The following is an 11,170-nucleotide window of genomic DNA, read 5'->3' on the forward strand; positions in this document are numbered from 1 at the left end:
AACCACGTCTGCACCGCCATCAACCTCGCCGACCGCGTCCACGTCCACGACGGAGGCGAGAGGGAGATGTGGTCGGTGGCGGCCCGCGGTCTGAACGCGTGATCGGTCACGATTGGAGAAGCGCGGTGGGAGATGGTGCGGGCATCGTGGTGAGCGACAACCAGCGGTGACCGATGAGGAGGGCCCGATGCCCAGAAGCAAGAAGACCGCCGACGAGACCACCGATGAGGCCGACGCGGCAGGAGGCTTCAGCGACGTCGAGCGCGCCGCGATGAAGGAGCGTGCCGCGGAGCTGAGGTCGAGCGGGCGCGGCGGCAAGAAGAAGGCCGACGATCTCGCCAACGTGCTCGCGAAGATCGCCGAGATGCCGCAGCCGGACCGTGGGATGGCCGAGCGGATCCACACGATCGTCACCGCCGTCGCGCCGCACCTCGATCCCAAGACCTGGTACGGGATGCCGGCGTACGCCGACGAGAACGGCAAGGTCGTCTGCTTCTTCAAGGGCGCCGACAAGTACGACTCGCGCTACGCCACGCTCGGTTTCGAGGAGGCGGCCCGGCTCGACGACGGCAGCATGTGGTCCACCTCGTACGCGTTGACCGACCTGACGGAGGCCGACGCGACGAAGATCGAGGCCCTCGTCGCGCGGGCCGTGAGCTGAGGTCACGTGGGAAGATCTCGAACCACGACCCGTCGCCCTCAGCTCGACCCGCTCGCCGTGGAGGGCTTCGACGAGGGTGTCGCCGACGACCTCGCTCCGTCCGCCGACCTCGAGGGTGCGGCTTTCCACGACCTGACTGCCGACTCGCTCAGCCTTGCGGGCGCACGGCTGCGTGAGGCGCTGCTCGATCGCGTCAACGTCGCTGTCCTGCGAGCGCCGCGGGTGACGTTGCGCGACGTCCGCATCGAGGGCAGCAGGATCGGGTCGGCCGACCTCTACGACAGCGAGTGGGACTCTGTGCTCGTCTCCGGCTGCAAGCTGTCCTTCGTCAATCTGCGTGGGACGAGGTTGCGCGACGTCGTCTTCTCCGACTGCGTCATCGACGAGCTCGACCTCGTCGAGGCGACCGTCCTCCGGGTCAGCTTCGTCAGGTGCACGATTGCCCGGCTCGACCTGCAGCACGCGTCGGCGTCGCATCTGGACCTGCGAGGAGCCGAGCTCCGCGAGATCGTCGGGGTGACGGCACTGCGTGGCGTGACGATCAGTCCGCTCCAGCTCTCGCTCCTCGCGCCGATCATCGCGGACAGCCTCGGCATCGTGGTCGAGGACGAGCCGACCGGTCCCGACTGGTCAGGAGTCGAGAAGCCTCGGCGGCCGCCCGGACCCTAGCGTCACGGCTGTCAGCCTGCGCTACCGGCAGCTCGTCACGGCCTACGACGCCGAGCGTGCCGCCGCGGTCCTACCGCCGCTGCCGCCGCCGTCGCAGTCGCGCCCGCTGGGCCGACACCCGCGACCAGACCGACTGCTGGAGAGCGAGGGTCGCCCAGCCCGCGAGCGCCATCCCGGCGATGTTGATCAGAAGCTGCAGCGAACTGCCGCGCACCTCGCTCCAGCTGCCGAAGGCGAGGCCGAGTGCGACGTTCCCGGCCGCGGGGATCGTGGTGACCGAGATGAAGACGCCCGAGAGCCCGCCGATCCGTGCGGAGGTGAGCGACAGGGCGCCTGCCGCTGCGGCGATGACCGCCACGATGAACGACCACTTGTCGGGGGAGTAGATGAACGCCGTGTCGGGACGTGGAGCGGCGAGGGTGTCTGGCGTGATCCACCCGAGCGCGCGGGCGAGCAGGACGAGGCAGGTCGTGATCAGGATCGCGGTGACGAATCCCAAGACGAGCGTGCGCGACGCGGCGAGCAGCAGGTGGGAGCGTCGGCGTACGAGCGCGACGCCGAGCGCGGCGACCGCGCCGAACTCCGGCCCCAGCACCATCGCGCCGATGACCAGGATCTGGGAGTCGACCACGATCGCGATCGCGGCCAACGTGGTCGCCAGGACCATGAACGACATGAACGTCCAGTTGGCCTCGGAGTCCTCGTACGCCTGCTCCGTCACCGACGCCCAGACGACCGAGTCGGCGCTGCTCCCGGGCGCGCGCGAGTCCGCGACGTAGCCGGCCTGGGAGAGCCACGTCCCGACGGGCTCGATCTGCACCGTGCCGCGACGGTGGACTCCGAGGTCGTGGAGACCGTCGATGATCTCGTTGGCCGCCTCGCGGGCGACGTCGGCGTCGATGACGTCACCCGCCGGCTTGACGGCGGCGCCGTGCACCACGGTGACGCTGCTCACCGCCTCGTCCGCAGTGAGCAGTCGCGTCACGTCGTCGGTCAGGTCCGACGGAGCCACGATGCGAAGGTGGAGCACGCTCGCAGTCTTGCGCATCCCCGCGCACCGACGTGGCGGAGTACCGTCCGAGCATGGGCGAAGGCGCGGGCCGACCTGTCGACGCAGGTGACGCAGTGGTCAGGGCGCTGGAGGCTGTGGCCGCGGAGCTCGACGCGACCCTCGGGCCGGCGCTGCTCGACCAGCCTGACGGTGTGCACCGCCACCGCAAGGCCGTACGGCGCCTTCGGAGCACGCTGTCGGCCTACCGGCCGTTCTTCGACGACGAGGCCGTCCGGCACCTGCACCGCGTCTACCGCGACTGGGGCAGAGAGCTCGGCGAGGTGCGTGACGCCGAGGTGCGGATCGCGGTCACCCGCCGGTTCCTCGACGTGGACGAAGGATCGTCGGCCGATCACCGCAGGCTCGCGGACCTGCAGCGTGACCACCGATCTGCCGAGCGGTGGGTTGCCAGACGCGGGACGAGCCTCGTGGCGGTGCGGAGGCGATCGGATCTGGCGGACTTCCTCGCCGCGCCACCGCGTACGGAGAAGGCACACCGTCCCGCCGCGCGCAGCCTGCGCCGCAGGCTCGTCAAGGAAGGCGAGCGGGTGCTGCGGCGGGCCGAGACGGCGGCTGCCGAGCCCGCCTCGCTCCCGGCGTTGCACGAGCTGCGCAAGGCGGCTCGGCGGTTGCGCTATGCGACCGAGGCGGTCACGCGGCCCCCGGTGGGCTTGTTCGGCGCGAAGGCACCGGCTCTGGCGGACTCGGCCGAGCGCATCCACGACCTGCTGGGCGACCACCGGGACGCGATCGCCTTCGCGGAGTCGTACGCGTCCGTCGACCGTCCCGCCGACTCCCCTGCGGTGCGCGCACGAGCTGTCGCCGCGGCTCGGCTGAGCGCCCTTCCGCGCGCGGTCGAGGAGCTGCGGGACGCACTCGCACGCTTCCGTTGAGACATGCTCAGCCGCCGGCCGACCTGCCTGGCGCGTCGACGTCGAGCGCGCGCGGCTCCGGTGGTGAAGGGAGCGGCGGCCGCACTCTGACCAGTCGTTGCGCGGCCAACGCTGCCGCGAGAGCCGCTCCCACGACCACTGTCGTCGTCACGGCGTCACGCCACCACGGCGGCCCCGGTTGGTCGGCGTTGCCGACGCAGTCGTGCATCGGGTGGGGCGCGTCGGTGCCGAACAACGTGGTGCGGCTCGCCGACACGTACGCGGTGACCGCGCTCGGATCCCAGCCGGCGGGGTTGAGGAGCCGGTACCAAGCGCCGTTGCGGCGGCTGATGCGGCACGTGACGTTGGTGGCTGCGGAGTGGAAGTGGTCGTCCGGCCCGAGATGGGCGATCACCCGCCTGCCGTCATAGATCGGAACGCTGTCGGCGGGGTTGCTCACCCGCGCGGCAGGATAGTCGGCATCGAGTCCCATCGAGACACCGTACGAAGCCAGTCGTTCGCCCGGGTCCCGCTTGCCTCCCGGGCTGGGACGCGGTCTCACGTTGGTCGGTGCTCCTGGCGGCACCGTGGGCTCCTGACTAGCGTCCGGAGAGCGGCTCCGTGAGGACCGCGTCGCCGACCCTCGGGAGGTTCTCGTGCCTGTCACGCGTCCCCATCACGTCCTCGTCCGTCCCGTCGTGCGGGTTGCCGTCTCGGCGCTCGCGATCGCGGGACTGGCGGCCGCCGCCCTGGTCGCCCCAGCGGAGGCGAAGCCGCCGGGCCACCGGGACGACACCGTCGTACGGGTCGCGGACGGCGCGGTGCGAGGCACGGCCGCGGAGGGTCATCGGACGTTCCAGGGCATCCCGTACGCCGCGCCTCCGGTCGGTGACCTCCGCTTCCGGGCGCCCAAGCCCGTGAGCCGGTGGCGCGGCGTCCTGGACGCGACCGCGCCGCGACCACAGTGCGCCCAGCTCTCCAACGGGACGGGCAACCCCCAGACGTACGGGGAGGACTGCCTCTATCTGAACGTGACCACGCCCGCCGGGCGGTCTGCGCGGCCGGCCGGACTGCCGGTGATGGTGTGGATCCACGGCGGCTCGTTCCTGACCGGCAGCGGAGCCGACTACGACGCCTCCAAGCTCGCCACGCAGGGTGACGTGGTCGTGGTGACCATCAACTACCGGCTGGGGCCGTTCGGATTCCTCGCGCACCCGAGCCTCCGCTCGAGCAATGCAGCGCTCCTGGACCAGCAGGCAGCGTTGCGCTGGGTCCAGCGCAACGCACGCGCCTTCGGCGGCAACCCCCGCAACGTCACCGTCTTCGGCGAGTCCGCGGGGAGCGCGTCGGTGTGCGCCAACGTCGCCTCACCCCGAGCGCGAGGACTCTTCCGTCGCGCGATCGCGCAGAGCTATTCGTGCACCTCCGACTTCGCGACGCTCGCGAGTGCGCAGGCGGCGGGGGAGGCGTACGCCGAGGCGGTCGGTTGCGGGGCCGCGGCCGACGTGCCCGCGTGCCTGCGCCAGCGCGACCCCGAGACGCTGCTGCGTGCGTGGGCAGGTGGGGCGTTCGCCGTCGGTGGTGCCGCGCTGCCCCGACAGCCCGGGGACGCCCTCGCCACGGGGACCGCCAACCGTGTCGACCTGATGCACGGGAACACCCTCGACGAGAACCGGCTCTTCGTCCCGCTCCAGTACGGCACCACCCTCACCGCGGCGCAGTACACCGCGGCGATCCGTGCCCGGTTCGGCGCGGCGGCCGACGCCGTGCTCGCGAGATATCCCGTCGAGTCGTACGGCTCGCCGATCATCGCGCTGTCGACCGTGTTCAGCGACTACGGCACCGCGCTCTCGACCTGCTCGCACGTCGACGCGTACGAGGTGGCGTCCGAGCGGCGTGGCGCGCGGGTCTACGCCTACCAGTTCCAGGACCGAACCGCGGACCCGCTGGTCCCGATCCTCGGGACGCAGAACGGCGCCTCCCACGCGACAGAGCTGCCGTTCCTCTTCCCGGGCCTCTTCGGTGACGGTCTCAGCGCCGAGCAGGAGACGCTGTCCGACGCGATGGTGGCGTACTGGACGAGCTTCGCGGCCCGCGGTCGTCCGTCCGGCCGCGGCCTGCCCCGGTGGCCGGAGTACGACCGACCGGGTGACGTGATGGCGCTGGACCTCCCAGCGGCCGGAGGGATCGGTGTCGAGGACGTCGCCGCGGCGGCCCAGTGCGGCTTCTGGTCGCAGCTGGGGTGACCGATCAGCCGGGTCCGGCCTCGAGCAGCGCGCGCTGGAGCGTGACGGCGAGCTCGAGGTCGGGCTCGCGGTCCGCGAGCAGGTCGGCGTAGATCACCGACTCCCCGATCCGGACCCACATGTAGGCCACCCGACCGGGGTCGGCGCGCAGCCGGAGCTCGCCGGCGGCCGCGGCCTCAGCAAGGACCCGGCGCCACCCCTCGACCGCCCGGGCATGGACGCGGGCCGCCGGCATGAAGAGGACGCGGAAGGCCGTCTCCGGCTCGGCGGTCGCGAACGTGCGGAGCGGGCCGAAGCCGACGATGGCCTGGTTCATCAGGGTGGCTGCCCCGACGATACGCTCCACACCCGGCGCAAGCCCCGCCCTCACCGCGGTGGCGACCGATGCGGCGAGCGTCGCCTGACCGAGCGAGTCGACGACGTCTCCGAGCAGCCGGTCCCTGCTGCCGACGACCCGATAGAGCGTCGCCCGACCGACCGCCAGCACGGTGGCGAGCTCACGCATGTCGACGGCACGTCCCTCCAGGAACCAGGAGCGCGCGACGGCGACGGCGTCGTGCGGCTCGATCACCCGGGTCGGCATGGCGGTCATCGGACCATGCCGACCCGGACGTCGGCAAGGCTCGGCGCGTTGTCTGTGCGCTCGGCCGTACGTCGCTAGCGTGGAGAGCGATGACCACTTCGACGAAGACGAACGCCACGACCACGCCGTCCCGTGCTCTCGCATGGGCGGCCCTCGCCGCCGCCGCGGTCCAGATCCTGGTCCCCGCCGTCCAGTCGCTGGGCGGTCTCGGCGCACCGCCGAGCAGCCAGGGCGAGGACCTGCTGATCACCCCGGCCGGCTACACGTTCTCGATCTGGAGCCTGATCTACCTGCTGACGGTGGTCTTCGCCGTCGTGGTCCTCGTGAAGCGGTCGACCGGGACGCGGCAACCGGACCGTCTGCTGCGCGACCTCGTGCTCCTGTACGCGGGTGCGGCGTTGTGGATCGTCGTCTCGGCGCTGGAGTGGACGTGGGTGACCGCCGCCGTTCTCGTCGCGATGGTCGTCGTCGCGGTCGACGCCGCGACGGTCGCGAAGAGGCGTGTCTCCTCCGACGTCGGTGCGCCGACCTGGCTGACCCTTCTGGCGCGGGTGACGACGGGCGTGTACGCCGGGTGGGTCACCGCGGCCGGCATCGTCAACGTCTGCTCGGCCATGGTGGAGTCGGGATGGCTCGACGGGGATGAGGTCGCCTGGCAGCTGGGTGCCCTGGTCGTGCTCGCCCTCGTCGCGCTGGCCATCAGCGTGCTCCTCGGCGGCTCCTGGGCGTACGCCGCCACGCTGGTGTGGGCGCTGATCGGCGTGATGGTCGCGGTCCGCGACACCTCGGACGCGCTCGTCCTCACCGCAGCCGCCGCTGCGGTGGTGATCGTGACCGTCAACGCAGTGCTGATCCTTCGCCGTCGCTCGAGCTCGTCCAGGGTCGTGAGCGCCACCTAGACTCGCGTCATGACCGCGACCACCGACGGACGTCGAGCGCGCGGTGACGCGTCTCGTCAGAAGGTCGCCCGCTGCGCCGCGGACGTGGCGACGCTGCACGGGCTCGACTCTGTCTCCGTCGGTCGGCTCGCGACCGCGACCGGGGTCAGCAAGAGCGGCATCCTGACCGTCTTCGAGAACCGGGAGGCGATCCAGCTCGCGGCTATCGCCGAGGCCCGCCGCGTTTTCATCTCCGAGGTGATCGCGCCCGTGTGGTCGGCCGGGTCGGGATCGCGCCGGTTGACGGCGCTCGTCGAGAGCTGGGCCGCCTACGTCCGCCGCCGTGTCTTCCCCGGTGGGTGCTTCCTGGTGACGACCTCGGCAGAGTACGGCGCGCAGCACGGCGCGGTCGCCGACGCGGTGCGTCGTCTCGAGCGAGAGTGGCTCGACCTCTTGGCAGCCGACGCGGAGGCTGCGGGCGGGGACGGACGCACGGTCGCCTTCCAGCTCGACGCGTTCCTTTCCGCGGGCAGCGTCCGCTACGCCCTGTTCGAGGACGACGAGGAGCTCGGGCTGGCCGTCGGCTGTGCCCTCGACGTGATCGGTGCGCTCGGCTAGCAGCTAGGTGGTGCGCCGGACGTCGCCGCGGAGCAGTGGCGCCGCGTACTCCCACTGCTCGTCGGTCAACGGCGTCGGCCGCAACGTGGCCGGGTCGAGGTTGATGAGCCGCCGCGTGCCCTCGGCGTGCAGGGTCTCGTGATCGCTGGACAGGATCCGGAAGTGGTAGTTGACGCTCGTCCTGCCGACCTCCTCGACCCACAGGTGCACGGCCACGTCGCCGACGGCGGTCACGGGCTGGTGGAACGTCAGGTGGAGGTCGCGGATGACCTGGACCGACGTCGACGGGTCGAGGACCCAGCCGGCCCCGGTCCAGAAGTCGATGACCGCGTGGTCGAAGAGCCGTGCGTACTCGACGTGGTTGAGCATCCCGAAGCCGTCGAGGTCGTCGAGGTAGACCCGGACCGGGACCACCACCCCGTACGGTGGCTCGTCCGTGGTCGTCCTGCCGTCAGTGAGCGTCATGCGACCAAACATTACGACCGATCGGTCGTAATGTCACGGGGTTTGCTGCGCGTCGACCTGTGCGCCAGGCCGCCCTGACGCCAGCATGGGTCCATGAGCATCGAAACCTTGACCGGGCAGAGGGTCGCCGACGAGAAGCTGGACGGCTGGGTCTACCTCCTCGGTGGGCTCCAGACGCGGATACGCGTCCCCGACTTCGCCGCAGCGCTCCGTGTCGCGAACGCGATCGGCGCGGCCGCGGGGTCGACCCACCACGACCCCGACCTCGACCTGCGACCCACCCACGTCGACGTCCGTCTGACGCACCACGCGGCGGGAGGCGTCACCCGCGTCGACGTCGACCTCGCGCGCCGGATCAGCGCCGTCGTCGCGGACGCGGACGACGACGTCTCTCTCGAGCCGGCGACCGTCTCCCGGATCGAGCTCGCTCTGGACAGTCCGGCGCACGGCGAGGTGCTGCCGTTCTGGCGAGCCGCCCTGGCGATGGAGGAGTCACCCGTGCCGGAGGTCGACGACGAGATCCGCGACCAGCATCGTGCCCTGCCGACCGTCTGGTTCCAGCCGTCCGGCAGCGAGGAGCCACGCCAGCGGTGGCACCTCGACGTGTGGGTGCCGCCCGACCAGGTCCAGTCGCGGATCGACGCCGCCCTCGCCGCGGGGGGCACCGTCGCCAGCGACGACGAGGCGCCCAGCTTCTGGGTGCTCGCCGATCCCGAGGGCAACAAGGTCTGCCTCTGCACCTGGCAGGACCGCGACTGACTAACCCTCGTCGTCGAAGAGGGCGGCGATGGCCCGAGACGCGTTGCGCCGATAGAGGTCCCGGTCGGTCTCGATGCCGTAGGCGAGGTCCTCGAGCGCGCGGATCCGGGCGTGGAAGATCGCCCGAGTCCGCAGGTCGTCGACCTCGGGCTCGCCGTCGTCCGCGTCGAGTGCACGGTCGAACGCGCCGACGCCGAGGTCTCGCAGCACCAGTCCCAGGTCCAGCGCGGGATCGGTCAGCGCGGCGTCCGACCAGTCGATGACCCCGGTGATGACCTGGGCGTCCTCGTCGACGAAGACGTGCTCCGCGCCCAGGTCATTGTGGGAGAGCACCCGTCGCGCGGACGGCCGCGGTGCGGGCGACTCGAGGAAGCGTTCGACGGCGCGGTGACGGCCCACGGGGATCGCGCCGGCACACGCCCCGAGGAGCTCGACTCCCTCGGCGAGCAGATCGGCCGGTGCGGTGTCGTCGACGGGGACGAGCCCGGAGACGGAGGCCACGGGGATGCCGTGCAGCGCGGAGAGGAAGGCGCCCAGGTCGGCGCCGAGTCGATCTCGCGTCGGCTGGTCCAGCTCGGCGAGCCTGGTGAGCAGCGGGCCGCCCGGGACGAGAGCCATCTCCATCACGTCGTCGTCCCGTCTGACATCGAGCACCTGGGGGACGGGCAAGGGCGAGACCGCCGCGACGAGCCGAAGCAGGGCCGCCTCGTCCCACGAGGTCAGGCAGTCGGCGCCTGGGAGGCGGCGCCGTACGAGCGTGCCGCGCTCGCTGCGCCGAACCTCGTGGTCGTGGCCGTCGGACAGCGGCATCACGTGTCGGTGACGGGCGCCGTACGGGACGTCGTGCCGGCATGCTCGAGGGACCACTCGAGCGCGTGGTCGGCGACGGCCTCCCAGCCCGGAGCGGCACACGTCCAGTGGTCGCGCCCCTCGAACTCGTGGTAGTCGGTGAGTGCGGCGGACCTCTTGTAGTGCTTGGCGTTCGCCCTGTTGACCGACGGCGGCATGATGTGGTCCTCGCCGCCCGCGATGAACAGCAACGGCGCCCGGTCGTCGTTGTCGTAGTCGACCCACGTCTCCTGGTGGCCGGGCTTGATGTTTGCGAGCAGCCCGTACTCCCAGACCCAGCTGCCCGGCGCGGGGACCTGGTAGCGCTCCCACGCCTGGTCGGACTCCGCCCTGGACAGGGTGTTGGCGAACGAGTAGTGGAACTCCTCCGGAGTGAATCCGACCGCCTTGGTCCGGGTGGCCGGGTTCTTGAGGATGGGAAAGAGCGATCTCACCTGTGACGGCGGGGTGACGTGGACCCCCTCGGTCGGTGCCGAGTCGATCACGACACCCGCAGCGCCGAGGCCGCGTGCAAGGAGAAGCTGGGTGAGCGTGCCGCCGAAGGAGTGGCCCATGATGACCGGCGGCGAGTCGAGACCCTCGATGACAGAAGCGAGGTGGCCGACGGTGTCAGGGACGGTGAGGCGGGCGATCACGTCGGTGTTCTCGCGCAGCGCCTCCACCTCGATCTCGAAGCCGGGGTAGCCGGGCGTCAGGACGCTGAATCCCTTGGCGCCGTAGTAGTCCACCCAGCCTTCCCAGCTGCGGGGGGTCATCCAGAGTCCGTGCACGAGCACGATCGTGTCGGGGCGGGTGTCGGTCATGTCGCGTCCTGTCGCTCAGCGGTCACCTGGTCGCCAGTGCGGGGACGCGTGAGGGGCCCGGTGCCGCCCCCGCCGGCCCGAGCCCCTTCATCCGCCTGGTACGAGACCGAACGGATATGAATAGATAAACAGACATCTTGACGGTTGACAAGATTTTCGTATACATCTGTCAAGATTCTTTTTTTGCACGAGGGAGTCGGTGACTTTCGACCGGCGTATCGTGGGGCCCGTGAGTACCGCGGGGGGACGCGCCACGCGCCGGCAGGCGCGAGCCGGTCGTGCCTCGGACGACAAGTTCGAGCAACGACGAGCCGAGCTGGCCAGCTCGGCTCTCTCCACCCTGGCCGATCGGGGCTTCGCCAACACGAGCCTGCGTGACATCGCCCAGAACTCTCCGTACTCGCACGGTGTCGTCCACTACTACTTCAGCGACAAGCTCGACCTGATGCAGCACTGCGTGCGGCAGTACAAGCGAGACTGCGTCAAGCACTACGACTCCATCATCGAGTCCGCGACCACGGCGAGGGAGCTCCGGGACGGTTACTCCGACGCCATGGTCGCCACGCTCCGTGACGAGACCGACCTGCACCGCATGTGGTACGACCTGCGCAACCAGAGCATGTACACGCCCGAGCTCGAGGGCGTCATCGAGGAGATCGACCTCCTCCTCGAGCAGATGGTGTGGCGTGTCGTCTGCCGCTACGCCGACCTCGCCG

At 70.8% G+C, this 11,170-nt stretch carries 14 protein-coding genes; 8 read left to right on the top strand and 6 right to left on the bottom strand.

From position 1 onward, the window contains the following. Nucleotides 1–187 precede the first annotated feature (187 nt). Both PV363_RS11590 and PV363_RS11595 read left to right on the top strand, forming a co-directional pair. Nucleotides 188–661 (top strand): DUF1801 domain-containing protein, encoded by a 474-nt coding sequence (locus tag PV363_RS11590; RefSeq protein WP_301022395.1) that lies wholly within the window; start codon nt 188–190, stop codon nt 659–661. 6 nt (nt 662–667) lie between these two features. After that, nucleotides 668–1,330 carry a pentapeptide repeat-containing protein gene (locus PV363_RS11595; RefSeq protein ID WP_301022396.1) on the top strand — a complete coding sequence of 221 codons (663 nt, stop codon included), beginning with the start codon at nt 668–670 and terminating at the stop codon, nt 1,328–1,330. 70 nt (nt 1,331–1,400) lie between these two features. On the opposite strand, the gene PV363_RS11600 is transcribed toward PV363_RS11595, so the two are convergent. After that, complete coding sequence (locus PV363_RS11600) at nt 1,401–2,360, bottom strand: DUF389 domain-containing protein (RefSeq protein WP_220342707.1); 960 nt, start codon at nt 2,358–2,360, stop codon at nt 1,401–1,403. 53 nt (nt 2,361–2,413) lie between these two features. On the opposite strand from PV363_RS11600, the gene PV363_RS11605 reads away from it, so the two are divergent. Beyond that, the gene (locus PV363_RS11605) at nt 2,414–3,274 is read left to right on the top strand and encodes a CHAD domain-containing protein (protein ID WP_301022397.1); all 861 of its coding nucleotides are present in this window, start codon (nt 2,414–2,416) and stop codon (nt 3,272–3,274) included. Between the two features lie 7 nt (nt 3,275–3,281). Here PV363_RS11605 and PV363_RS11610 read toward each other — a convergent pair whose 3' ends face one another. Next, nucleotides 3,282–3,746 (bottom strand): hypothetical protein, encoded by a 465-nt coding sequence (locus PV363_RS11610; protein ID WP_301022398.1) that lies wholly within the window; start codon nt 3,744–3,746, stop codon nt 3,282–3,284. A 163-nt stretch (nt 3,747–3,909) separates the two neighbouring features. On the opposite strand from PV363_RS11610, the gene PV363_RS11615 reads away from it, so the two are divergent. Further along, nucleotides 3,910–5,499: a carboxylesterase family protein gene (locus PV363_RS11615; protein WP_301022399.1), complete on the top strand. Its 1,590-nt coding sequence runs from the start codon at nt 3,910–3,912 to the stop codon at nt 5,497–5,499. A 4-nt stretch (nt 5,500–5,503) separates the two neighbouring features. Here PV363_RS11615 and PV363_RS11620 read toward each other — a convergent pair whose 3' ends face one another. Next, nucleotides 5,504–6,091 carry a QsdR family transcriptional regulator gene (locus tag PV363_RS11620; RefSeq protein WP_220342703.1) on the bottom strand — a complete coding sequence of 196 codons (588 nt, stop codon included), beginning with the start codon at nt 6,089–6,091 and terminating at the stop codon, nt 5,504–5,506. 80 nt (nt 6,092–6,171) lie between these two features. Here PV363_RS11620 and PV363_RS11625 point away from each other — a divergent pair, with 80 nt between their 5' ends. Continuing rightward, entirely contained in the window at nt 6,172–6,981 is an 810-nt protein-coding gene (locus PV363_RS11625; RefSeq protein ID WP_220366640.1) for a hypothetical protein, read from the top strand. Between the two features lie 9 nt (nt 6,982–6,990). Then, entirely contained in the window at nt 6,991–7,578 is a 588-nt protein-coding gene (locus tag PV363_RS11630; RefSeq protein WP_220345649.1) for a TetR/AcrR family transcriptional regulator, read from the top strand. Between the two features lie 3 nt (nt 7,579–7,581). On the opposite strand, the gene PV363_RS11635 is transcribed toward PV363_RS11630, so the two are convergent. Beyond that, the gene (locus PV363_RS11635) at nt 7,582–8,043 is read right to left on the bottom strand and encodes a thioesterase family protein (protein ID WP_220342700.1); all 462 of its coding nucleotides are present in this window, start codon (nt 8,041–8,043) and stop codon (nt 7,582–7,584) included. A 93-nt stretch (nt 8,044–8,136) separates the two neighbouring features. Here PV363_RS11635 and PV363_RS11640 point away from each other — a divergent pair, with 93 nt between their 5' ends. Beyond that, nucleotides 8,137–8,802, top strand: coding sequence for a VOC family protein (locus PV363_RS11640; protein ID WP_220366642.1), 666 nt, complete (start codon nt 8,137–8,139; stop codon nt 8,800–8,802). Here the strand turns inward: PV363_RS11640 and PV363_RS11645 are convergent, their stop codons facing one another. Continuing rightward, nucleotides 8,803–9,612: an aminoglycoside phosphotransferase family protein gene (locus PV363_RS11645; protein WP_220342698.1), complete on the bottom strand. Its 810-nt coding sequence runs from the start codon at nt 9,610–9,612 to the stop codon at nt 8,803–8,805. Beyond that, nucleotides 9,612–10,454: an alpha/beta hydrolase gene (locus PV363_RS11650; RefSeq protein ID WP_220345645.1), complete on the bottom strand. Its 843-nt coding sequence runs from the start codon at nt 10,452–10,454 to the stop codon at nt 9,612–9,614. Before PV363_RS11650 ends, PV363_RS11645 begins: the two co-directional genes overlap by 1 nt. A gap of 229 nt (nt 10,455–10,683) precedes the next feature. Here PV363_RS11650 and PV363_RS11655 point away from each other — a divergent pair. Then, the coding region (locus PV363_RS11655; protein WP_301022400.1) for a TetR family transcriptional regulator at nt 10,684–11,170 on the top strand (487 nt) is incomplete at its 3' end.

It is taken from the genome of Mumia sp., from assembly GCF_028803055.1.
Taxonomy (GTDB): domain Bacteria; phylum Actinomycetota; class Actinomycetes; order Propionibacteriales; family Nocardioidaceae; genus Mumia.